Origin of the sequence: Paenibacillus pasadenensis, from assembly GCF_002864175.1 — a bacterium.
GTDB lineage: Bacteria > Bacillota > Bacilli > Paenibacillales > Paenibacillaceae > Paenibacillus_O > Paenibacillus_O pasadenensis.
The window spans coordinates 1,652,112-1,674,852 of sequence record NZ_NFEZ01000004.1; the positions used below are offsets into that span (position 1 = coordinate 1,652,112).

22 protein-coding genes are annotated in these 22,741 nt (G+C 64.2%); 10 read left to right on the forward strand and 12 right to left on the reverse strand.

Annotated features, from left to right (window positions below; genetic code table 11):
- Positions 1-136: 136 nt before the first annotated feature.
- Positions 137-1,072, reverse strand: coding sequence for an NAD(P)-dependent oxidoreductase (locus tag B8V81_RS16805; RefSeq protein WP_146000520.1), 936 nt, complete (start codon positions 1,070-1,072; stop codon positions 137-139).
- Positions 1,073-1,268: 196 nt separating this feature from the next.
- Between B8V81_RS16805 and B8V81_RS16810 the strand changes: the two genes are divergently transcribed.
- From B8V81_RS16810 to B8V81_RS16835, 6 genes are all read left to right on the forward strand, one after another.
- Positions 1,269-2,618: a glucose-6-phosphate isomerase gene (locus B8V81_RS16810; RefSeq protein WP_101808802.1), complete on the forward strand. Its 1,350-nt coding sequence runs from the start codon at positions 1,269-1,271 to the stop codon at positions 2,616-2,618.
- 12 nt (positions 2,619-2,630) lie between these two features.
- A complete protein-coding gene (locus B8V81_RS16815) occupies positions 2,631-3,263 on the forward strand; it encodes a YigZ family protein (protein WP_101808803.1) in 633 nt (210 codons plus the stop codon).
- Positions 3,264-3,542: 279 nt separating this feature from the next.
- Complete coding sequence (gene cysT, locus B8V81_RS16820; protein ID WP_101809446.1) at positions 3,543-4,358, forward strand: sulfate ABC transporter permease subunit CysT; 816 nt, start codon at positions 3,543-3,545, stop codon at positions 4,356-4,358.
- Positions 4,355-5,152 (forward strand): sulfate ABC transporter permease subunit, encoded by a 798-nt coding sequence (locus B8V81_RS16825; RefSeq protein ID WP_101808804.1) that lies wholly within the window; start codon positions 4,355-4,357, stop codon positions 5,150-5,152. Before cysT ends, B8V81_RS16825 begins: the two co-directional genes overlap by 4 nt.
- Before the next feature lies 1 nt (position 5,153).
- Positions 5,154-6,218, forward strand: coding sequence for a sulfate/molybdate ABC transporter ATP-binding protein (locus B8V81_RS16830; RefSeq protein WP_101808805.1), 1,065 nt, complete (start codon positions 5,154-5,156; stop codon positions 6,216-6,218).
- An 11-nt stretch (positions 6,219-6,229) separates the two neighbouring features.
- Entirely contained in the window at positions 6,230-7,303 is a 1,074-nt protein-coding gene (locus B8V81_RS16835; protein WP_101808806.1) for a sulfate ABC transporter substrate-binding protein, read from the forward strand.
- 128 nt (positions 7,304-7,431) lie between these two features.
- Here B8V81_RS16835 and B8V81_RS16840 read toward each other — a convergent pair whose 3' ends face one another.
- A complete protein-coding gene (locus tag B8V81_RS16840; protein ID WP_101808807.1) occupies positions 7,432-8,226 on the reverse strand; it encodes a Cof-type HAD-IIB family hydrolase in 795 nt (264 codons plus the stop codon).
- 178 nt (positions 8,227-8,404) lie between these two features.
- Between B8V81_RS16840 and B8V81_RS16845 the strand changes: the two genes are divergently transcribed.
- Positions 8,405-9,817, forward strand: coding sequence for a S41 family peptidase (locus B8V81_RS16845; protein ID WP_101808808.1), 1,413 nt, complete (start codon positions 8,405-8,407; stop codon positions 9,815-9,817).
- 111 nt (positions 9,818-9,928) lie between these two features.
- Here B8V81_RS16845 and B8V81_RS16850 read toward each other — a convergent pair whose 3' ends face one another.
- From B8V81_RS16850 to B8V81_RS24940, 5 genes are all read right to left on the reverse strand, one after another.
- Positions 9,929-11,023, reverse strand: a complete 1,095-nt coding sequence (locus tag B8V81_RS16850; RefSeq protein WP_244912784.1) for a HAMP domain-containing sensor histidine kinase — start codon at positions 11,021-11,023, stop codon at positions 9,929-9,931.
- Complete coding sequence (locus B8V81_RS16855) at positions 11,013-11,702, reverse strand: response regulator transcription factor (protein ID WP_101808809.1); 690 nt, start codon at positions 11,700-11,702, stop codon at positions 11,013-11,015. The genes B8V81_RS16850 and B8V81_RS16855 overlap by 11 nt, the downstream gene beginning before the upstream one ends.
- A complete protein-coding gene (locus B8V81_RS16860; RefSeq protein WP_101808810.1) occupies positions 11,699-12,310 on the reverse strand; it encodes a class I SAM-dependent methyltransferase in 612 nt (203 codons plus the stop codon). The genes B8V81_RS16855 and B8V81_RS16860 overlap by 4 nt, the downstream gene beginning before the upstream one ends.
- 562 nt (positions 12,311-12,872) lie before the next feature.
- A complete protein-coding gene (map, locus tag B8V81_RS16865) occupies positions 12,873-13,622 on the reverse strand; it encodes a type I methionyl aminopeptidase (RefSeq protein ID WP_101808811.1) in 750 nt (249 codons plus the stop codon).
- Positions 13,623-13,750: 128 nt separating this feature from the next.
- Positions 13,751-13,954, reverse strand: a complete 204-nt coding sequence (locus B8V81_RS24940; RefSeq protein ID WP_146000521.1) for a hypothetical protein — start codon at positions 13,952-13,954, stop codon at positions 13,751-13,753.
- Between the two features lie 125 nt (positions 13,955-14,079).
- On the opposite strand from B8V81_RS24940, the gene B8V81_RS16870 reads away from it, so the two are divergent.
- A complete protein-coding gene (locus tag B8V81_RS16870; RefSeq protein ID WP_028599948.1) occupies positions 14,080-15,189 on the forward strand; it encodes a M24 family metallopeptidase in 1,110 nt (369 codons plus the stop codon).
- Between the two features lie 115 nt (positions 15,190-15,304).
- Here B8V81_RS16870 and B8V81_RS16875 read toward each other — a convergent pair whose 3' ends face one another.
- Positions 15,305-15,772, reverse strand: a complete 468-nt coding sequence (locus B8V81_RS16875) for a cupin domain-containing protein (RefSeq protein ID WP_028599947.1) — start codon at positions 15,770-15,772, stop codon at positions 15,305-15,307.
- A 172-nt stretch (positions 15,773-15,944) separates the two neighbouring features.
- Here B8V81_RS16875 and B8V81_RS16880 point away from each other — a divergent pair, with 172 nt between their 5' ends.
- Complete coding sequence (locus B8V81_RS16880; protein ID WP_052333464.1) at positions 15,945-17,495, forward strand: stalk domain-containing protein; 1,551 nt, start codon at positions 15,945-15,947, stop codon at positions 17,493-17,495.
- Positions 17,496-17,610: 115 nt separating this feature from the next.
- Positions 17,611-19,401: a B12-binding domain-containing radical SAM protein gene (locus tag B8V81_RS16885; protein WP_028599946.1), complete on the forward strand. Its 1,791-nt coding sequence runs from the start codon at positions 17,611-17,613 to the stop codon at positions 19,399-19,401.
- A gap of 90 nt (positions 19,402-19,491) precedes the next feature.
- Here the strand turns inward: B8V81_RS16885 and B8V81_RS16890 are convergent, their stop codons facing one another.
- From B8V81_RS16890 to mnmL, 4 genes are all read right to left on the reverse strand, one after another.
- Complete coding sequence (locus B8V81_RS16890; RefSeq protein ID WP_028599945.1) at positions 19,492-20,466, reverse strand: type I phosphomannose isomerase catalytic subunit; 975 nt, start codon at positions 20,464-20,466, stop codon at positions 19,492-19,494.
- Between the two features lie 62 nt (positions 20,467-20,528).
- The gene (locus tag B8V81_RS16895) at positions 20,529-20,930 is read right to left on the reverse strand and encodes a VOC family protein (RefSeq protein WP_101808812.1); all 402 of its coding nucleotides are present in this window, start codon (positions 20,928-20,930) and stop codon (positions 20,529-20,531) included.
- Positions 20,931-20,946: 16 nt separating this feature from the next.
- A complete protein-coding gene (gene mnmM / locus B8V81_RS16900; RefSeq protein ID WP_101808813.1) occupies positions 20,947-21,570 on the reverse strand; it encodes a tRNA 5-(aminomethyl)-2-thiouridylate-methyltransferase MnmM in 624 nt (207 codons plus the stop codon).
- Entirely contained in the window at positions 21,570-22,667 is a 1,098-nt protein-coding gene (gene mnmL, locus B8V81_RS16905) for a tRNA modification radical SAM protein MnmL/YtqA (RefSeq protein WP_101808814.1), read from the reverse strand. Before mnmL ends, mnmM begins: the two co-directional genes overlap by 1 nt.
- Positions 22,668-22,741: the final 74 nt, after the last annotated feature.

Consider the following 22,741-nt stretch of genomic DNA (forward strand, 5'->3'; position numbering starts at 1 on the left):
CGACCGCTCGCTGCATGTCCGCATCGCGCATATCGTTTATTTCGAAGGGCCGCTGGCCTCCTATCGGTGAAAAGAAAAAGGGCTGAGCGTCTGATCCGGATGTCCGGACGGAGCGTTCAGCCCTTCGTCATGGCAATCAGCCGTTCTCCGGCCGTTCGCCGAGAGGCTGGCCGATCCACTGCTCGTACAGCTTGGCGACCGCGATCAGGTCCTCCTGGTCGTAGCCGGCCGCGCTGCCGGCCTGGAACAGGCTCTTGGCGGCTTCGAGCATCGGCGTCGGCACGTTCAGGCCGTCCGACAAGGAGGAGGCGAGCCGCAGGTCCTTGAGCATGAGCGCCAGCGAGAACTGCACGCTGTAGTCGCCCTCCAGCAGCTTGGACGACTTGAGCTCGGCCGCCTTGCTGCCGGCGCCGCCGGCGCGCACGACTTCGAGGAACTTGGCCGGCTCGAGGCCGCCGCTGACCGCGATCGACAAGCCCTCGGCCAGAGCCAGGTTGTTGATCGCGACGATGGCATTATGGCCGAGCTTGGCGACGGAGCCGCTGCCGGACGGGCCGAGATGCACGATTTTGGTGCCCATCGCGTCCAGCACGGGGCGGACGCGCTCCAGCAGCTCCGCTTCGCCGCCGGCCATGAAGACGAGGGTGCCGGATACGGCGGCCGGCTTGCTGCCCGTCACCGGGCAGTCGAGGAAGCCGCAGCCCGTCTCCGCCGCCGCGGTCGCGAGCTCGCGCGCCAGCGCGGGGGAAATCGTGCTGTGGTCGATCAAAGCCGTTCCGGGACGCACGGCGGACAGGATGCCGCCCTCGCCGCGGTACAGCTCCCGCACGACATCGTCGTTGCTGAGCATCGTGATGACGACGTCGGCCGCGCGGACCGCCTCGGCCGGCGATCCGGCTTCCGCGGCCCCAAGCTCCTTGAGGTCCTCGGCCTTGCCCGGCGTACGGTTCCAGACGGCGACGGAAAAGCCTTTGCGGACGAGGTTGGCGGCCATCGGCGAGCCCATCGTGCCGAGGCCGATAAAAGCGATGGATAAAGTCATGCGAAACACCTGCTTTCTTCGAAAGTTCATCGAGCGCTGAAGCATCTCTTTCAGTCTACCATAGCGTTCGTGAAGCTTCCATGAAAGGGGTCTGGGGTTGCTTGTTTTCGCCAGCCGCATCCAGTATCCTTAGGACATGCCGCAAGGCGAACGGGACCGGCCCCGGCGGCCGGACGCGAGTATGGACGGGTGCTCTCACCCGAACTTGAAGGAGGCATTTTTCGTCATGAGCAAAACGATCCGCTTCGACTACAGCAAGGCGCTCGGATTCCTGGGCCAAAACGAGATCGACAACCTGGAGGGCCCGATCCGCCTGGCCCACGAGCAGCTTCATAACGGAACCGGAGCCGGTTCCGACTACCTCGGCTGGATCGACCTGCCGACCGCATACGACAAGGAAGAGTTCGCCCGCATCAAAAAGGCGGCGGACAAGATCCGCTCCGACTCCGAAGCGCTTGTCGTGATCGGCATCGGCGGCTCCTACCTCGGCGCGCGCGCCGCGATCGAGATGCTGTCGCATTCGTTCTACAACGTGCTGCCCAGCGGCGAGCGCAAAGGACCGCAGGTGTTCTTCGCCGGCAACAACATCAGCTCGACGTATGTGACGCATCTGCTGCAGGCGCTCGAGGGCAAGAACTGGTCGATCAACGTCATCTCCAAGTCCGGCACGACGACGGAGCCGGCGCTGGCGTTCCGCGTATTCCGCGAGCAGCTGGAGAAGAAATACGGCAAGGAAGAGGCGCGCGGCCGCATCTACGCGACGACGGACAAGGCCCGCGGCGCGCTCAAGAAGCTCGCGACGGAGGAAGGCTACGAGTCGTTCGTCATTCCGGACGACGTCGGCGGACGCTACTCCGTGCTGACGGCGGTCGGCCTGCTGCCGATCGCCGCGGCCGGCATCGACATCGACGCCATGATGCAGGGCGCGGCCGACGCTTCCAAGGAATATGCCAACCCGAACGTGGCGGAGAACGAGGCGTACCAGTACGCCGCGGCGCGCAACGCGCTGTACCGCAAGGGCAAGGCGACGGAGATCCTCGTCAACTACGAGCCGTCCCTGCACTTCGTCTCGGAGTGGTGGAAGCAGCTGTACGGCGAAAGCGAGGGCAAGGACCACAAGGGCATCTTCCCGGCGGCCGTCGACTTCTCCACCGACCTGCACTCGATGGGCCAATTCATCCAGGAAGGCAACCGCAACCTGTTCGAGACGGTCATCCAGGTCGGTGAGCCGCTGGAGCAGATTACGATCGGCAGCGATCCGGACGATCTGGACGGCCTGAACTTCCTCGCCGGCAAGACGATGGACTTCGTCAACAAAAAGGCGTTCGAGGGCACGCTGCTCGCGCATACGGACGGCCAGGTGCCGAACCTCGTCGTGAACATCGCCGACCTGACGCCGTATACGTTCGGCTATCTCGTCTACTTCTTCGAGAAGGCATGCGGCATCAGCGGCTACCTGCTCGGCGTGAATCCGTTCGACCAGCCGGGCGTCGAGGCGTACAAGAAGAACATGTTCGCCCTGCTCGGCAAGCCCGGCTACGAGAAGGAGAAGGCCGAGCTGGAAGCCCGCCTGTAGGCGGACGGCTCGATGCTGGACCGCTACCGCACGCTCCGGGAGCCCGGCTCCAAGGAGATCGTCATCAAGAAGTCCCGCTTCATCGGCTACGGACGTCCGGTGGAGAGCGAGGCCGAGGCGATCGCCTTCATCGAGGAGATCAAGAAGCTCCACTGGAACGCGACGCACAACTGCTCGGCCTATGTCGTCGGCGAGCGGGACGAGCATCAAAAAGCGTCCGACGACGGCGAGCCGAGCGGCACCGCCGGCAAGCCGATCCTTGAGGTCATCAAGCATCAGGGCCTCAAAAACGTCGCGATCGTCGTCACCCGCTATTTCGGCGGCATCATGCTCGGCGCCGGCGGCTTGATCCGCGCCTACACGGACGGCGCTGTCGCCGCCATCGAGGCGGCCGGCGCGATCACGAACGTGCTGCATCGCGAGATTGCCGTCGAGGTCGACTATACCTGGTACGGCAAGATCGAGAACGAGCTGCATGCCCGCGGCGTGCTTGTCGGCGGCGTCGACTTTACCGACCGCGTCGTCGTCCGCTGCCTGCCGCCAGCCGCCGAGTCGGACCGCTTCATCGACTGGATGACCGACCTGACCCAGGGACAGGCCGCAATTTCCGCCGGCGAGACGATCTATGTCGCGCTCGAGGACTGACCGGCCGTCCCGCGCTTGAATTCATGCATCGGGCGGCGCTCGTTGCGCCGTCCTCCCATAAGCTGTTCCCCGTCTGCCCGCAGGCGAGGGAGCGGCTTTTTTGCGTCGGGCCGGGGAGCGGCCTTATTCCGAGTAAACCGACCTTTTTCGCATTGACGGAATCGCGGGGACTCTGGTACAGTAGCGTTAATACCAAGTAACTTAATGGGAATATTGAAATCCGATTAGCGCAAAGAATCGTACCTTCGTGGGCACGAGCTTAGGAGGTTGTCCGGCAACGTGAACATCAGGCTTCGCAGCAGCTGGTGGAGCTTCGGCTTTCGATCGGCGATCCTGCTCTACTTCTTTCTTCTTGTCATTCTTCCGATCTTCGGCATCTACGTCCAGTCGTTCTCGCTCGGCTGGGGCGCCTTCGCCGACAGCGTGGCGGATCCGATCGCCTGGAAGGCGGTGCTGCTGACGGTCCGGCTGGCCGTGCTTGCGGCGCTCATCAACGTCGCGCTCGGCACGATGATCGGCTGGGTGCTCATCCGCTACCGCTTTCCCGGGCGCAGGCTGCTGGGCAGCCTGGTCGACCTGCCGTTCGCCCTGCCGACCGCCGTCGGCGGCCTCATGATCCTGCTGCTGCTCGGTCCGAACAGCTGGGCGGGGCTCGCCGCGGAGAAGCTCGGCTTCGAGATCGTCTTCCACGAGCCGGCCATCGTCATCGCGATGGTGTTCGTCACGTTCCCGTTCGTCATCCGCGGCGTGCAGCCGCTGCTGGAGGAGATGGACGCCTCCGAGGAGGAGGCGGCCTACACGATGGGCGCTTCCCGGCCGCGCACCTTCTTCCGGGTCATCCTGCCGACAATGCTGCCCGGCATCGTCAGCGGCGGCATGCTGGCGTTCTCGCGGGCGCTCGCGGAGTTCGGCGCGGTCGTGCTCGTCGCCGGCAACATTCCCGGCCGCACGCTCGTCGCCTCGGTGTACATCTTCGGCCAGATCGAGAGCGACGACACCCAGGCGGCCGCGGCGGTATCGGTGCTGCTGCTGACGCTCAGCTTCCTCATCCTGTGGGGCATCAACCTCGTGCAGGGAAGGAGGAAGCGCACATGAGAAGGCTGTGGATCGGACTGACCTACGCGGTCTTCGCGCTGCTGATCGTCGTGCCGCTCGTCAAGATCGCGACGGGCTCCCTCGAGGACGGCGTCTCGGGCCTGTTGGACGCGCTGCTGCGCCCGGAGGCGCTCCATGCGCTCATGATGACCGGCATCATCGTCGTGTTCGTCACGCTCATCAACACCGTCTTCGGCGTCATGCTGGCCATCTACCTCGTGCGCGCCGCGTGGCTGCATCCGCGGATCAAGGGGCTGCTCAACAGCATCGTCGACCTGCCCTACGCCGTCTCGCCGGTCATCGGCGGCCTCATGATCGTGCTGCTCGTCGGACCGGACACGGCGCTCGGAGCGCTGCTCGAAGGGGCGGGCATCAAGATCGTCTACGCCCTGCCGGGCATGGTCATCGCGACGCTGTTCGTCACGTTCCCGCTCATGGTGCGCGAGGTGATGCCGGTGCTGCAGGAGATCGGGAGCCAGCAGGAGGAGGCCGCGACGATGCTCGGCGCGTACTCGTGGTACACGTTCTGGAAAGTCACCTGGCCGTCGATCCGCTGGGGCGTCATCTACGGCGTCGTGCTGACGGTCGCCCGCACGCTCGGCGAGTTCGGAGCCGTGCTCGTCGTCTCCGGCAACATCATGAACCTGACGCAGACGGCGACGACGCTCGTCTATCAGGATGTAGAGAACTTCAACGTACTGGCCGCGAACGGCGTGGCGCTCGTGCTGGCGGCATTTTCCGTCGGGCTGCTGCTGATGATGGAATGGGCGAAAAAGCGAAAGGAAGTGCATTGACATGCATATCGAGGTCAATGGGCTGAGCAAGTCGTTCGGCGATTTCAAGGCGGTCCAGGACGTAAGCTTCGGCATCAAGAAAGGCCATCTGATCGGCCTGCTCGGACCGAGCGGCGGCGGCAAGACGTCGATCCTGCGCATGCTCGCGGGATTGGAGGCTCCGACCGCCGGCGACATCCTTTTCCACGGCAAGCGCGTCAACGACCTGCCGCCGCAGGAGCGGGGCATCGGCTTCGTCTTCCAGAACTATGCGCTGTTCAAGCATATGACCGTGTTCGAGAACGTCGCCTTTGGCCTCAAGGTCAAGAAGCTGCCCAAGGATGCGATCCGCGAGCGCGTGCAGAGCCTGATCGAGCTGACCGGGCTCAAAGGCTTCGAGCATCGCTATCCGGCCCAGCTGTCCGGCGGCCAGCGCCAGCGGGTGGCGTTCGCCCGCGCGCTCGCGCCGGAGCCGCAGCTGCTGCTGCTCGACGAGCCGTTCGCGGCGATCGACGCCAAGATCCGCTCCGAGCTGCGCACATGGCTCAAGGAGATGATCGAGCGCGTCGGCATCACGTCGATCTTCGTCACGCATGACCAGGACGAGGCGATCGAGGTCGCCGACGAGATCATGATCATCAGCAAGGGCCGCCTGGAGCAGAAGGGCACGCCTTGGGAGATCTACAAAAATCCGGAGACGCAGTTCGTCGCCGAATTCATCGGCGAGTCGACGACGGTCGACAACGTCGCCGCGCTGCACGGCTTCGAGGAAGCGGCCGCCTGGACCGGCACGAGGGGCCTCATCCGTCCGGAGTACATCGAGATCGGCAAGCCGGGCGAGATCACGCTCGCCTCGGCGACGATGCGCGGCGTCGTGCGTCATATCCATTTCCGCGGCAGCGAGTGGATGGTCGAGCTCGAGATCGGCGACATCCGCCTCATCACCTACCGCTCGCTGGAGAAGGATGTGCTGAAGCCGGGCGATCCGGTCGACATCCTCATCCACCGCGCCTATCTGTTCAACGAATCCGACAGCTGGATCATGGAGAACAAGCTCAAAGTCGATCCGATGCCTGTCATCATCTAAGGGAGAATGCGATGCCAACGAATCGGACCCGAACCCCTTCCCTTCGCAGGGCGGGCGGGATAGCCGGCAGCCTGCTGCTTCTGCTGGGACTGCTGAGCGGATGCTCCGGATCGGCCTCCCCGAAGGCCGATCCGGCGGCTGCGCAAGGAGATGTGACGCTCGTCATCGGCGCCTACTCGGTCGTCAAGGACGTGTTCGCCGAGCTGCTGCCGAGGTTCAAGGAGCAATGGAAGGAGCAGACCGGACAGACGGTCGTCTTTCAGGAGTCGTACGAGGCGTCGGGCACGCAGGCGCGCGCGATCATCGGCGGCTTCGAGGCCGACGTCGCCGTGCTGGCGATGGAGGGCGACCTGCAGCGCATTCGCGACGCAGGGCTGATCGAGCATGACTGGCGGGAGGGGCCTTACCGGGGCAACATCACGACGTCGATCGCCGTCATCGGCACGCGCGCCGGCAACCCGCTCGGCATCCGCGGCTGGGAGGATCTGATGAAGCCCGGCGTCAAGGTGCTCTATCCGAATCCGCAGACGAGCGGCGGCGCCCAGTGGGACATCAACGCCATCTATGGGGCGGGGCTCAAGCAATCGGAGCGCGTGACGGGCCAAAAGGATCCGGCCTACGCGAAGGGCTATCTGGAGCGCGTGCATGCGAACATCGAGTCGCTCGACAAAAGCGGGCGCGCGTCGATGGCCGCGTTCGAGTATGGCGTGGGCGACGCGATCGTCACCTACGAGAACGAGCTGCTCGCCCGGATCGCCAAGGGCGTCGACTACGACATCGTCATCCCGGACGATACGATCCTGATCGAGAATCCGGCGGCCGTCGTCGACCGCAACGTCGACAAGCGCGGAACGCGCGAGGTGGCGGAGGCGTTCCTGGAATTCTTGCGCAGCGAGGAGACGCAGCGGTATCTGGGCACCCAGGGCTTCCGTCCCGTCGAGCCGCAGGCCGCAGCGGAGGCGGCAGCGAGCTATACGACTCCGCCCGGCTTGTTCGACATCCATTACCTCGGAGGCTGGCCGCAGGTCAAAAAAGAGCTGTACTCCAAGCGCGGCATCTGGTATCAGGTGCTGGCCGGCATCTGATCGCCAAGGCCCCGGGGCTGGCTGCAGAGCCCGGCCCTCGGCGAGGCTCGAACCCGCTGAACCCGCAAAAAATCCAGGCCAGCCGGAACGATTCCGGCTGGCCTGGATTTTTCATTTGCCGAAGCCTATCAGCTCAAGATGAACTTCTCCACGACATGGGCGACCCCGTCCTCGTTGTTGGACAGCGTGACGTAATCGGCCAGCTCCTTGAGCGCGGGCTGCGCGTTGGCCATGGCGACGCCGAGGCCGGCCTCCATCAGCATCTCGCGGTCGTTCCAGGCGTCGCCCATGGCGATCGTCTCGTCCAGCGAGCAGCCGACATGCTCGGCCATGAAGCGCAGCGCATGGCCCTTGGTGCCTTCCTTGTGCATGAACTCCAGGTAATGCGGCTTGGACTTGGTGATGTGCATGCGGCTGCCGAGCAGCGGCTGCAGCTCCGCGGCGATGCGATCGAGCAGCGCCGGCTCGTCGATGACGAGCATCTTGAGCAGCGGCCGGCTCAGCAGCGAGCCGAAGTCCGGCTCGACGACATAAGGAATATTGGACTGGCGCGCGTAGGCCTTGACCTTGTCGTTGTCCTCGCGCACGTACAGCCGGTCGTCCACGTACAGTTGCAGATGCAGTCCCCTTTCCGTGCAGAAGCGGTCCAGCTCGGCCGCCGCATCGGCCGGCACATAGCGCTCATAGAGCACCTGGCCGTCCAGCAGCGTCTTTACGAGCGAGCCCTGGTACGTGATGATCGGCACGTTGAGCGCCAGTCCCTCGGCGACCTGGCGGGCGGAGGCGAACATCCTTCCCGTCGCGAGCGTCACCGTCACGCCGCGCTCCAGAGCGGCGGCCAGGGCGTCGCGCGTCGCGGGCGTCACCTCCAGATCGTCGTTCAGCAGCGTGTCGTCCACATCGATTGCAATCAGCTTGTACATCGGTTTCTCTCCTGTCTCTATTCGGCCGGGCCGCGAGCTTGATCCCTCTCATTGTACCGGACGCCGGCGCAGGGCGACAAGCCGCGCCGAGCCGGCAAAATTGAACGCGCCTGCCAAATGAGATAAAGTGAAGGGATACAGAAACTGAGGCCTTCGGGCGGAAGCGGAGAGATCAGTCATGAGAGAGCGCGGAACGGCCGCTAGGCAGCGGCTGGCGACATGGTGCGTACTGGGAGCGGCGGCGGCGCTGATCGTCGGCTTCGGAGCGGGCAGGATATCGATGCTTGTCCAATACCCGGTGCTGAAGGAGAAGGTTTTCGCCAATTTCAACGCCTCCTATAAGGAAATCAACAAGGACTTCCTGTTCGGAGCCGAGCCGGAGGCGCTGCTGAACGGAGCGACCAAGGGCATGCTCGCTTCGCTCGACGATCCGTATTCGGTCTACTTGCCGGGCAGCGAGGGCCAGGACTTCGTCCAGAGCTACCAGCCGGAGTTCGTCGGCATCGGCGTGCAGGTGCGGCAGGAGGAGGGGCGTTATCTGGTCGATACCGTCATCAAGGATACGCCGGCCGAGAAGGGCGGCCTGCTGACCGGGGACGAGATCGTCCAGGTCGACGGGACTCCGGTCAAGGGCATCAGCATGGACAAGCTGGTCGCGCTGCTCCGAGGCGAGGAGGGCACGAAGGTCAAGGTGACGCTCGCCAGATCCGACGGGCCGCAGCTGACCGTAGAGCTGACGCGGGCGCCGATCCCGGTGACGACGGTGACGCATGAGCTGCTGGAGGACGGCGTCGGCCGGATTACGATCTCGCGCTTCGCGGAGTCGACGGCCAAGGAGTTCGAGACGTCGCTCAAGGCGCTGCAGGACAAGGGCATGAGCCGGCTCGTGCTCGACCTCCGCTCCAATCCGGGCGGACTGCTGACGCCGACGATCGAGATCGCGAACCGGCTCGTTCCGAAGGACAAGCTCATCCTCGAGGTCGATTACAAGGACGACAAGAAGGTGCAGAAGTACTACTCCAAGCAGAAGACGAAGCTCGAGCTGCCGATCGCGGTGCTCGTCAACGGCCAGACCGCCAGCGCCGGCGAGGTGCTCGCCGCGGCGCTGAAGGAATCGGCCGGAGCAACGGTCGTCGGCATGACGACTTTCGGCAAGGGGATCGTGCAGAGCTTCGGCCAGTTCAACGACAAGTCCGTGCTCAAGCTGACCGAGGCGCAGTGGAAGACGCCTGGCGGCCAGTCGATCCACAAAAAAGGCGTCGAGCCGGACGTCAAGGTGGAGCTGCCGGCCTACGCGACGCTGCCCATGCTCCCGACGGGTCAGGAAAGCAAGCAGGGCGACTACGGAGACTACGTCAAGACGCTGCAGACGATGCTGGAGGCGCTCGGCTATCCGGCGGCGCCGGTGCCGGGCGTGTTCGGAGAGCAGACGACGGAGGCCGTGCGCGGCTTCCAGCGGGACAACGGCCTGGAGGCGACAGGCGTCGTCGGCGACAAGACGTCCCACGCGATAATGGCCAAGCTGCGCGACAAGCTGCAGCAGGAAGATCCGCAGATGAAGGCGGCGCTCAAGGCCGCGAGCGGCAGCTGAGGCGCCTCGGAAGCCATGAAAAAACACGTCCCTCGGGACGTGTTTTTTTCATGGCCAAGCGGTTTTGCACGGATGCATCTAGCCGACTTGTCCGTAGCGGCAGGCTCAGGTTCAGAGCGTCTTGAAACGGGGGTCTTTTCCCCTCGGCAATCGGAGCTCGAAGGCAAAGAAGCCCCGTTGATGCTTCAGTGCGATGTCCCCGCCGTGCTGCTGCGCGATGCTCCGGGCGATGGAGAGGCCGAGGCCCGCTCCGGCTTGGATGCGCGGGGTGCTGCGGGAGTCGTCGGCTTTGTAGAAGCGGTCGAACAGATGCTTTTCCTGCTCCTCCGTGATCGGCTCGCCCCGATTCTCCACGATCACCGAGATGAAGCCGTCTTCTTCCTTCAACCGAATCCTGATCGTACCGGGCTTGAGCGAGAACTTCAGCGCGTTCATGAGCAGATTCTCGACCGCTCGGACGAATTTCTCGATATCGATGGTGGCGGACGCTTCAGCCTGGCCAAGCGAGGAGGCAAGCTCCACGCGGTTCTCTTTGGCGATAGGCTCGAATTCGAACGCCATCTGTTCCAAGAGGTCCCTGATGCTGACCTTCTGCAGGCGCAGAGGCACGGCTCCTCCTGAAAGACGCGTATACTCGAACAGATCGTCGATAAGCGACTTCAAGTAAACGGCTTTGCTGTAGGTATTGTCGATGAACCGCTGCTGCTCGTCGGCGTCCCGGTACGATCGGCTCCGCAGCAGGTCCACATAGCCGATGATGCTGGTCAGCGGCGTGCGCAGATCATGCGAGATGCCTGTAATCAGCTCCATCTTGGACTGTTCCAGCTGCCGTTCCTTGCTGATCTGCGCTTCCAGCCGCTGCGCCATGGCATTGATGCCGGATGCGACGCGTCCCAGCTCATCCTCCCGGTCCATCGAGATGCGCACGCTCAAGCCGCCCTCTGCCATCCGCTCGATGCCCTGGGAAATGGCGGTGAAGTCCCGGATGATCCGTTTCGTCATGAGGTGGAAGCTGATCATGAAGGAGGAGACCAGAACGATCATCGTAATATAGTTGTACTTGTATCCGTTCGACAGGCTATTGACTTTGAAAGATACGGCGATGCCGACCGCGAGCGCGATGACGAGGCTTAGCCCGACCGTCCAGAGCAGGTTCATGCGGAACGTCCGGCGACCGAGAAAGCGGGACCAGAAGCTATTTTTCAACTTTGTATCCTACTCCCCATACCGTCTTGATGTAGCGCGGCTTGCGCGGATCATCCTCCAGCTTCTCGCGCAGGTTGCGGATGTGAACCATGACCGTATTTTCGGAATGTCCGGACGGCTCGTTCCAGACCCGTTCGTAGATCCGGTTCGCGCTGAACACTTGCCCGGGATGCGAGAGAAGCAGCTCCAGGATGGCGAATTCCAGCGGAGTGACGGCGATGTCCCTGCCTGACAGCGTGACGGCATGCCGGTCCTTGTCGACGGACAGCTCCTGCGCGGTCAGCACGGAAGAGCTGGACGCATCCTTGGCCAGGAACGTCTGCCGGCGCAGCTGCGCCTTGACCCGCGCCAGCAGCTCCAGCGGGCTGAACGGCTTCGTGACGTAATCGTCCGCCCCGGTCGAAAGCCCGTTGATCTTATCAATGTCCTCTTCCTTGGCGGAAAGCATGATGATCGGCGTCATGGAAGTCTCCCGGATCCGGATGCAGGTCTGGATGCCGTTCAGGACCGGCATCATGACGTCGAGGATGATGACCCCCACTTCATTGGTTTTCAGCAGCTCCAGCGCTTGTCGTCCGTCAGCGGCCTCGAGCACCTCGAAGCCTTCGTTGCGCAGATAGACGTGGATGACGTCGCGGATTTCCGAATCGTCATCGACGACCAGGATTCGGTTGCTCATTCGCTTTCCCCCGCTCTCTTATCCGAATCCGGGAGATTCTCTTCCTTCCGGCAGACATAGACGAATGCGGGCGGAAAGTTGCGGAGCTCGAATTCGATCCGATCCATGGCGAACAGGCTGCCGAGCGGCTTGCGCATTTGAAGCGAGTACTGGAACGCGATCAGCCAGCCGCCCGGCCTCAGCGCCTGGAAGCATTGGTCCAGGAGAGCCTTGCGCATCTGCCGGGGAAAGTTGAAGAAAGGCAGGCCGCTCAGGATGGCGTCCAACGATGCGATGCCGGCCTGCGCCATCGCGAAATCGAGGCGGCCGGCATCCTCGAATACGCGATAATCCGGGAACCGCCGTGCCAGACGCTCCCGCATCCCCTTCTCCTTCTCGAACAGCAGCACCTGCGCGGAAGGCTTGGACCGCTGCGAAATTTCTCGCGTAATCGCGCCTGTTCCCGCTCCGAGTTCCGCGATGGCCGCGATTTCTTCCCACGGCACGGCTTCCGCCATCTTGCGGGCCAGGAAGCGGGAGCTCGGCACGAGACTCCCGACTTGTTTCGGCGATTCAAAGAATTGCTGCATGAAATGCAGCGTCTGCTGATATCCGCTTAGTTCGCTCATAGGCAACTTCCCCTTTCGCGTATCGTTCTCATTTTCCGGCCTGTCCATCCGCCATCCGCGCCGCGCCGCAGCGGTCCGACGCAGCTTCCGGAGCACGAAAATCAGCGCTAGGACGAGGATCGCGATCGCTGCCGTTTCCGCATGGATGCGGGCGGACAGGCTCAGAAGGTATCTCCTGCCGCGTAGCCAATCGAAAACATCAGACCCGTCCAGACGGCGGCGCTGGCATAGGACCACAAGGCGAATTCGCCATAGGATCGGCCGCTGGCGCCGGCAGGTCGGCGCTGATCATCCGTCATCCCTCCCGAATGCTTCAATCGGCCTCTTCCGGGCTCGACGAGACTCATCTTACCGAAGAGTTCTTAGAAACGAACGGAGAGCTTTCTGAAGAATTTCTGAGCTCTACGTCAGGGGAGAGCCAGGCGCTTGCGGCGGCAGCACAAAAAGAGCCGCGCGACGCGCGGCTCCCTGATCGGGCATATTTCCTTAGCTGATTGCATTCCGTTGCACGCTGGACACGCCGGTTGACGGCTTGCTCGGGTGGAGCGGGATGCCGGACGGATCATTGCTCGGTCAGGACGATCGGCCCGCCCTCCACGATCGCGATCGTATGCTCGAACTGCGCGGAGCGCTTGCCGTCCATCGTCCTGCAGGTCCAGCCGTCGGTCTCGATGAACATCTCGAGCTTGCCCTCGTTGATCATCGGCTCGATCGTCAGCACCATGCCTTCCTTGAGGCGGAAGCCCTTGCCCGGCTTGCCGACGTGGGAGAAGTTCGGCTCCTCGTGCAGCTGCCGCCCGACGCCGTGGCCGAGCAGGTCGCGCACGACCGAGAATCCGTTCTGCTCGGCATGCTTCTGCAGCGCGTGCATGACGTCGCCGATGCGGTTGCCCGGCTGGGCGAGGGAGACGCCGATGTCGAGGCATTCCTTGGTCACCTGCATCAGCTTGCGCGAGCTCTCGGGCAGCGTGCCGACCGCGTACGTCCAGGCGGAGTCGGCGATCCAGCCGTCCGCCTGGGCGACGATGTCGATCGTCGCCAGGTCGCCGTCCGCGAGCGGCGCGTCGCTCGGGAAGCCGTGCGCGATGACGTCGTTGACGGAGGCGCAGGTCGCGTATTTATAGCCGTTGTAGCCGATGGTATAGGGGATCGCGTCCTGGCTGCGGATGTAGGCGTCGACCATCCGCTCGATCTCCATCGTCGTCACGCCGGGGCGGATCATGGCGCCGATGCGGCGATGGCACTCGGCGACGATACGGCCGGCCCGGCGCATCTGCTCGATTTCTTCTGGCGTTCGGATCGGTATGGACATGGCGGTTCCTCGCTTTCGTTGACTTGCCTCTAACGTTACTCCTCCAGCCTTGCTCCGGTCAACTGCGGGGCGGACCGCATGAAAAAAGGCCGCGTCTGCGGCCCGGACTGTCCCTAGCTTTTGCGCGCTCAGCCTCTGTCCCGGCTCTCGTCCTTCGCCGGCGCGGGCTCGACCTTGCGCATATGGTCGTCGCTCAAGTAGCTTTCCCCTTTGCGGTCGCCGCGCTTGCGGCTCCACAGGATGAGCAGCACGACGACGACGATCGTCGCGATCACCCCGACATTCAGAAAGCCTCCCAAAAACAGCAATCCATTCCTTGCCGTATCGTTCATCGCCATCACCTCTTGGTTTACCTTGCCCTGAGCGGACTGCGGCTACTCCACGCCCAGGGGCGATATGGTACAATAATGCGACAACCCCAGCCGCTGGGCGGCTGACAGGAGGCAACCGAGAGACGATGAGCCAATCTCCCTTTAAAATGAGGTATTTGCGCGTGAAGGAAGCGGTCAAGGCGGCCGGCTTCGACAAGGCGATCTTCACCTCGCCGGCGACGATCTATTATTTGACCGGCTTCTACAGCGATCCGCACGAGCGGTTCATGGCGCTCGTGGCGGAGCCGGGAATGGACGGCTATACGCTGTTCGTACCCGCTCTCGACGAGGAGAGCGCCCGCGGAGCGGCGAGCGTGGAGCGGCTTGCGGCCGTCGGCGACACGGATCGCCCGTATGAGCTTCTGCAACGCCTTTGCGGAGCTTCCGCTGCCCGGCGGATCGGCGTCGAGAGCTCTCATCTGACGCATGCGAGCTTCGTCCGCATGGCCGCCGTCTACCCGCAGGCGGACTTCGTGGACGCCGGTCCGCTCATCATGAGCCTGAGGCTGTTCAAGTCCGCGGACGAAATCGAGCGCGTCAAGACGGCTGTCGCGCTCGCCGAGCAGGTGCTGCAGGAGGCGGTGTCCAAGGTGCGCCGCGGCGTGTCGGAGCTCGAGCTGAACGCGGAGATCGAGTACCGCATGCGGGGGCTCGGCGGCGACAGGCCGGCGTTCGAGACGAGCGTGCTCGGGGGCGTGCGCAGCGCGCTGCCGCATGGCCGCTCGAGCAGCTACCAGCTGCAGGAGAACGACTTTCTCCTGATCGACATGGGCGTGTTCAAGGACGGCTACTGCTCGGACATTACGAGGACCTTCATCCTCGGCGAAGGCTCGGCGTCGCAGCTTCGGATCTACGACGCCGTGCTTCAAGCCAACCTCGCCGGCATCGCCGCCGCGCGCGCCGGCAGGCCGCTCCAGGAAGTCGACCGGGCCGCGAGGGCCGCGATCGAGAAGGAAGGATTCGGCTATTATTTCACCCACCGCACCGGCCACGGGATGGGGCTGGAGATCCACGAGCAGCCGTCCGTGCACGGAGAGAACTCGGACCCGATCCAGCACGGCATGCTGTTCACGGTCGAGCCCGGCGTCTACATTCCCGAGCTGGGCGGGGTGCGGATCGAGGACGATATCTATATCGGCGACGACGGCGAGGCGCAGGTGCTGACCTCGTATCCGAAGGAGCTGACGCGGCTTTAGGCCGGGCGCGCAGGCGAGCGCGGGACGGCATGCCAAAAGGGACGGCCCCGATAGGAGAATCGGGGTCGTCCCTTGTTGTCGGGGCGGAAAATCCGCTCCGTCTGCGGCGCAAGCGCTAGCTGTCCGCCTCGACGACGAGCGTGAAGTCGTCATAGTGGAACGCCGGGGCGACGATGCAGGTGACGAATACGGGCTCGTCGCCGAGCGGACGGGCCGTCTGCCAAGCGCCGGCGGGCACGAGCGCCTGCGGCGACTGGCCGGCTGCGATGTCGAGGCCGAGGATGAGCTTCTGCTGCTCCTCCGGCTTGTCTCCGTGGCCGCCGAGCGTCAGCTCCAGCGGGCCGCCGGCGTGGAACAGCCACAGCTCGTCGGACAGCACCTTGTGCCATGCCGACTCCTCTCCGGGATGCAGCAGGAAATAGACGGAGCTGGCAGCGGCGCGCGCGCCGGAATAAGGGGCGCCAAGCACTTCATGCGGGATCTGGTAGGAAGCTTTCCACATTTCCTTGAACCAGCCGCCTTCGATATGCCGCTCCATGCCGAGCAGCCCGACATACGGCGACAGATTGGATGTTTGGGTCATGGCAGGATTCTCCTCTTCGCGTTGGACTCGCTTCACTATAGCATGCGCGCCGCGAGGATTCCAAACGCGGGCTTGTTCCCGTGGACAACTCTTCTAAACGGATGGTAGAATACGGGAAGTTTCGTATAAACCGGTACGTTCGGCTTGTACTTGAAAAGAGGGATCCCGACCATTGACCAGCTTTAAGATTCGTCCCGTCCGCTGCCTGTCCGCGCTGGCCGCGCCCGTGCTGGCTGTCGCCCTGCTCGCGTCCGGAGCCTCCCCGGCGGCGGCCCAGCCTGCCGCCGTCCAGGCGCCGGCAGCCAAGGCCGCCGCGATCTCCGTCACGCTCGACGGCAAGAAGCTGAGCCTGCAGGCTCAGCCGATCCAGAGCAAGGGCACGATCCTCGTGCCGATGAAGGATCTGTTCAAGGCGCTCGGCGCCACGGTCACCTGGGAGCCGACGACCCGCACCGTCATCGCGAGCAGCGGCGGCTATCTGACGCTGACGCTCCAGATCGGCGCCTCCCACGCGGCGGTCAACGGCAAGAGCGTCAAGCTCGACGCGCCGGCGACGGTGCGCTCCGGCGTGACGTACGTGCCGATCCGCTTCGTCTCGGAGGCGTTCGGCGCCGCCGTCCGCTGGGATGCCGCGGCGCGCGTCGTGCGCATCCAATCCGAGGAGGCGCAGTTCGAGGAGCGGCTTCAGCGGGAAGAGAAGGCCCGCGAGGCGCGCCGCCTGACGACCGCCCAGATCGTCGCGAAGAACGACGACAGCGTCGTTCTCATCCAGACCGACTACGGGCAGGGCAGCGGCGTCGTCGTCGGCGACCGCTACGTGCTGACGAACCTGCATGTGATGCAGGATGCCAAGTCCGGCTTCGTCAAGACCAACGACGGCCGCTCGCTGCCGATCGTCGGCGTCGCCGCCTACGACGAGAAGGTCGATCTGGCGATCGTGCTGACCAAGGATGAGCTCGATCTCGATCCCGTAACCTTCGGCAGCTTCGACGACATGCAGAAGGGCGATCCGGTCGTCGCCATCGGTAGTCCGCTCGGCGTCCAGAACACGGTGTCCGTCGGCGTCGTCAGCAACTTCGGCTACGATGGCGGCAGCATCTATTACCAGATCAGCGCCCCGATCGACCACGGCAGCTCCGGCGGCGGCCTGTTCAACCAGTACGGCGAGCTGATCGGCCTGACGACGTCCGGCTACGAGGATACGGCGGCCGACCTCAACTTCGCCGTGGCGTCCGAGGATGCGGTGGAGCTGATCCGAACCGCCGCCATCGATCCGGCCAAGGTCGGCTTCCTGAAGCCGACGCTGCCGGAGACGCTCGTCGGCGCGTCCGAGGACGAGATCGCGAGCCTGCTGGCCAAGCAGTTCGACAGCGTGTCGGCGAGCGACGGCGAGCTGAAGCTCAAGGGCTGGACCGCAAAGCGGGACGCGGACGGCTGGCTGCAGCTGTCGGCGGACATCGACACCGATTTTTATGACTACTACGGGTCCAAGATGCAGAAGAACCTGCAGATCTGGGCGGCCAATACGGCGCATGAGCTGCATCGGATGCTGCCCAAGGACAAGATCCGGCTGAACCTGTTCTATTCCAAAAAAGTCGGCTTCGAGCCTCGCGACTATGAGGCCGGCGCCGTCTCCGCGCTGCCGGACGGCAAATGGCAGGTGCGGTATTCGATTCTCGACGTGCAGTTCCAGGACGAGCTGCTGATCCGCCTTCACCCTTGACTTCTTGACTTGGAGCACTTATTTTTCTTTCAGCCGCCCGGGACTTCCCGGGCGGCTGTTTCTTTTCGGCGAGGATTGCGGTATCATGAACGTTGATTTGAAGGAGGTTGCCGTCATGAACGTCGTTCTAGCCACGCTGAACGCGAAATATATCCATACCTCGCTCGCCTTGCGCTGCTTGAAGGCTTACTGCGAGAAGGACTTCCCGATCGAGATCGCGGAATATACGATCAAGGATCCCGTCATGAACATCGTCTCGGACCTGTACGCCAAGCAGCCGCAGGTCATCGGCTTTTCCGTCTACATCTGGAACATCGAGGAGACGATCAAGGTGATCCGCGTCCTGCGCAAGATCATGCCGGACGTGCGCATCGTCATGGGCGGTCCCGAGGTCAGCTACGACACGGGCGAGTGGCTGGACAAGCTGCCCGAGGTCGATTTCATCATCCACGGCGAAGGCGAGGAGACGCTCCATCATCTGCTGCAGGAGATCGAGGGCGAGGGCAAGTACCATCTCGTCTTCGGTGCGGCTTACCGGCGCGTGAAGAACGGCGCGCAGGAGACGGTCGTCAACCCGCCGCGGCCGAAGCTGAACCTGGCGGAGCTGCCTAGCCCTCATCGCTTCCCCGAGGATCGGGAGTCGCTCGCGAACCGCGTCGTCTACTTCGAGACGAGCCGGGGCTGTCCGTTCAGCTGCTCGTTCTGCCTGTCGAGCATCGAGGTCGGGGTGCGGTACTTCGACATCGAGCGGACCAAGGCGGACCTGCTTTATCTGATCGAGGCAGGAGCGAAGACGATCAAGTTCGTCGACCGCACGTTCAACATCAAGCGCGACTACGCGCTGGAGATGTTCAAGTTCCTGATCGAGAACCACGGCGGCTGCGTGTTCCAGTTCGAGATCACGGCCGACATCATGCGGCCGGAGGTGCTCGATTATTTGGCGGAGCACGCTCCGCCGGGCATCTTCCGCTTCGAGATCGGCGTGCAGTCGACCAACGACGTCACCAACCTGGCGGTCGAGCGCCGTCAAAACTGGAACAAGCTCGTGCGCACGGTGACCAAGGTTAAGGACTCCGGCAAGATCGACCAGCATCTCGACCTCATCGCCGGCCTGCCTCATGAGGACTATGACACGTTCCGCAAGACGTTCAACGACGTGTTCGCGCTGCGGCCGGAGGAGCTGCAGCTCGGCTTCCTCAAGATGCTGCGCGGAACGGGGCTGCGGCGCGACGCGGACAAGTACGGCTATGTGTACGCCGATCAGGCGCCCTACGAGATTCTCGGCAACAGCCTCATGCCGTTCTCGGATCTGATTCGCATCAAGCGGGTCGAGGACGTGCTGGAAAAATACTGGAACGCGCATCGCATGGATCATACGCTGCTCCATCTGATCGACCGCGTCTTCGGTTCCGCGTTCGACTTCTTCCAGCGGTTCGGCGACTTCTGGGAGCGCCAGGGCTGGGAGCGAATCGGCCATCAGCTGGAGGACCTGTTCGCGCGGCTGCGGGCTTTCCTGCTCTCGGACGAGGCGCCGCGCGGCATGGAGCTGGACGTCGTGCTCGGCCTAATGAAGCTGGATTATTTCCTGGGCCATAACCACAAGCCGCGCAAGGTGTGGTGGGAGTTCGGCATGGACAAGTCCGAGCTGGCGGGGTGGATGAAGCGGCTCGCGGATGCGCCGGAGGAGGCGGGAGCGGAGTTCGCGCGGCTCGGCCTCGGCGAAAAGGAGCTGCAGAAGCACGCGGTCGTGGAGCGGCTGCCGTTCGATCTGGAGCGCTATCTGCACGACGGCTCGCTCAGCCGCGAAGCGGAGACGCTGCTCGTCGTCCTGTACGGGACGGAGGGCAAGCGGGGAGGGCGCGCGTTCAGCCTGCGGCTCCCTCGCGGGACGGCTGCGGCTCTGTAGCGCCTGCTCGGCATTCGAGCGAGCTGGATATATAAAAAAAGCGTGCCGGATTTCCATCCGGCACGCTTTTTGGCATGCATTCGCAAAAGCTTATGGCACGAGGCTGCGCAGCACGGTCAGCTCGCCGTCCAGCGTGCAGGAGCCGAGCGTCGCCGGCAGCAGGAAGCATTCGCCGGCCTTGACCTCCTGCGACTGCCCGTCGCCCCAGGCGATGGAGCCGGAGCCTTCCGCGATGACGAGGATGACGAAGCTGTCCGGCGATACGGTCAGCTCCCACGGACCGCGCACGACGCCTTTGTCGACGAGGAAGTAGGGGGACTCGGCGATCGTCAGCCAGCTGCCCGGCTGCGCGCCGTCCGTCGTCATGCGCGTCGCTCCGGCGCCTTCGTAGGCGATGACGTTGAGCGAGTCCTCGACATGAAGCTCGCGCAGCTGGCCGTCCAGGCCCGGGCGCTTGTAGTCGTAGACGCGGTACGTCGTATCCGAGTTCTGCTGGATCTCCGCGACGACGACGCCGGCGCACAGCGCATGCACGGTGCCGGCCGGGATGTAGAACGCGTCGCCCGCCTTCACCTCGACCTCCTGCATCGTCTCCATGACGCGGTCCTCGTCGATCGCCTGCCGCAGGGCGGCGCGGTCGACCCCGTCCTTGAGGCCGTAGATGATTTTGGCGCCCGGCTTGGCGTCGAGAATGTACCACATCTCCGTCTTGCCGAGCTCGCCGGCCGGCAGTCCTTCGTAGGCGTCGGTCGGATGCACCTGCACCGACAGGTCGTCGTTGCAATCGAGCAGCTTGATGAGCAGCGGGAAGCGGCCGTTCTTCTCGGAAAAGCCTTTGCTGCCGAACCATTCGCGCCCGTAGCGCTCGCGGATCTCGTCGAGGCCGAGGCCGTCCAGCGGTCCGCCGAGCACGGTGGTCGTGCCGTTCGGATGATCGCCGATCATCCAGCCTTCGCCGATGTGGCCGTCGGGCAGCTCCAGGCCGAACTGCTCCAGGGCGCGGCCGCCCCAGACGCGTTCCTTCATTTCAGGCTTGAATTTAAGCGGGTATGGTGCGAGTGTCATCTCTATTTCCACTCCTATTCGAAAGATATGTAAAGGATGATTGCCGACAGGACGGGAGGCCGTCAGGCGGTAGGAGCCTGTCCCGGCTGGAACAGCTCGAGCAGCTCGCCGTCCGGTCCGTAGAAGAAGAAGTAGCGCGCGCCGTTCGGCAGCGTCGTCAGCTCGGTGTCGCGCAGCGGAACGCCGAGCCGCTTGATGCGCTCGAACTCTTCCTCGACGTTGTCGACGGTGAAGGCGATATGATGCGTCTTGCCCTCGGCCGGCAGATCGGAGTCATAGCCCTCGATCAGCTCCAGCTCCGTCTCCTCGGAGCCGGGGAAGCGCAGGAAGGCGAGGCGGATTACGCCGTTCGTGTGCGGCAGCGTGTACGTATGCTCCATGCCGAGCACCTGCTTGTAAAAGTCGATCGAAGCCTCCAGATGCGCCGTCATGACGCCGACATGCTCCAGCTTGCGGATAGCCATTTGATATTTCCTCCTTTTAATGGAATGAACTCGGCTCGGACGAGCCGGTCGGCGAAGCTTTTTTCTCGATGCCGAGCGCGTAGGGCGCGGACGGCTTCTGCACGAGCCGATAGACGGCCGCCTGCGCCGATTCCGCCGGCAGGCCGGCCGCCCAGCGCATCACCTCGTCCGCTTCCTCGGCGCCGCCGGGGTGGCCGGGATAGAGGACGCAGGCGAGGATGCCGCCGGGGCGAAGGACGCGGAGCGCGGCCTCCAGCGCCGGCAGCGTCGTCTGCGGCGTCGTGATGAGGCTCGTATCCTCGGAGCCCGGCAAGTAGCCGAGATTGAACAGCACGGCCGCGATCCGGCCGCGGAGCTCCGGCGGCACGGCCGTCTCCAGCTCGCCGTGCGACTGCAGCAGCAGGGAGGTGGCCGCAGGCAGACGGCCGGCTGCCTGCAGCGGCTCGAGCCGCTCGCGCGTGCGCCGCAGCGCCTCCTCCTGCACGTCGAAGCCGATCAGCGAGCCGCGCGGTCCGACGAGCTCCGCGAGGAAGCGCGCGTCGACGCCGCCGCCAAGCGTGGCGTCGATGACCGCGTCGCCGGGCTGGACGCGCTGGCGCACCCAGCCATGCGCCATGCCGATGACAGAGAGCAGGCCCATCAGCTCCGCTCCCCCGGCTCGCAGCCCGGCGCGTCCTGCGCTGCCGCCCTCATCAGGGCGGCGTACTTGGCGGCGGACAGCTTGCGGCCCGGCTTGGTCAGCGCCGGCGCGTGCTCCGGCTCCGGCAGCAGGCCGGGAGCGGCAGGCTGCCAGAGCCGTCCCTGCCAGGTGCCGCGGCGGGAGAGCTCGTCGTCGAACGCGTTCAGCACTTCCCATTTGCGCAGGCTCCAGGTCGGTCCGATCAGCAGCTCGCGCGGCGCGTCGCCGGTGAGTCGGTGCACGATCATCTCCGGCGGCAGCAGCTCCAGCGTGTCGACGACGAGCTGGACGTACTCGTCCATTTCCAGGAAGCGCAGCAGTCCGTCCTCGTACTGCTTGACCATCGGCGTCTTGCGCATGAGATGGAGCAGATGGATCTTGATGCCCTGCACGTCCATCGCCGCGACGGCGCGGCCGGTGTCCAGCATCATCTCATGCGTCTCCTGCGGCAGGCCGTAGATGATATGGGCGCAGACGCGGATGCCGCGCTCGCGCAGGCGCCGCACCGCGTCGAGGTAGCAGGCGGTGTCGTGGGCGCGGTTGATGAGGTCCGAGGTCGACTCGTGGATCGTCTGCAGCCCCATTTCGATCCAGAGGTAGGTGCGCTCGTTCAGCTCGGCGAGATAGTCGACGACATCGTCGGGCAGGCAGTCCGGCCGCGTCGCGATCGAGAGGCCGACGACGCCCGGCTGCGCCAGGATCGCTTCATAATAGAGGCGCAGCTCCTCGACCGGCGCGTACGTATTGGTGTAGGCCTGGAAATACCCGATGTAGCGGGCGTCGGGCCATTTGAGATGCTGGCGGTCGCGAATTGTATCGAACTGCTGGATGAGGTCGTCCCGGCGGCTGCCGGCGAAGTCTCCCGAGCCGCGCGCGCTGCAGAACGTGCAGCCGCCCGTCGCGACGGCACCGTCGCGGTTCGGGCAGGTGAAGCCGGCGTCCAGCATCACCTTGAATACCTTGCCGCCGAACTGCTCTCTCATCTCGTAATTCCAGGTATGGAACCGCTTGTCTCCCCACAGGAGCGGGGAAGAGGCGGATGGCGTTGCAGCTTGCATGTCGGCTCCTTTCAAAAACGCTCGGATTCGGCGGTCGGACGGCCGCAGCCGCCCGCCGCGTCGGGTTGCTACCA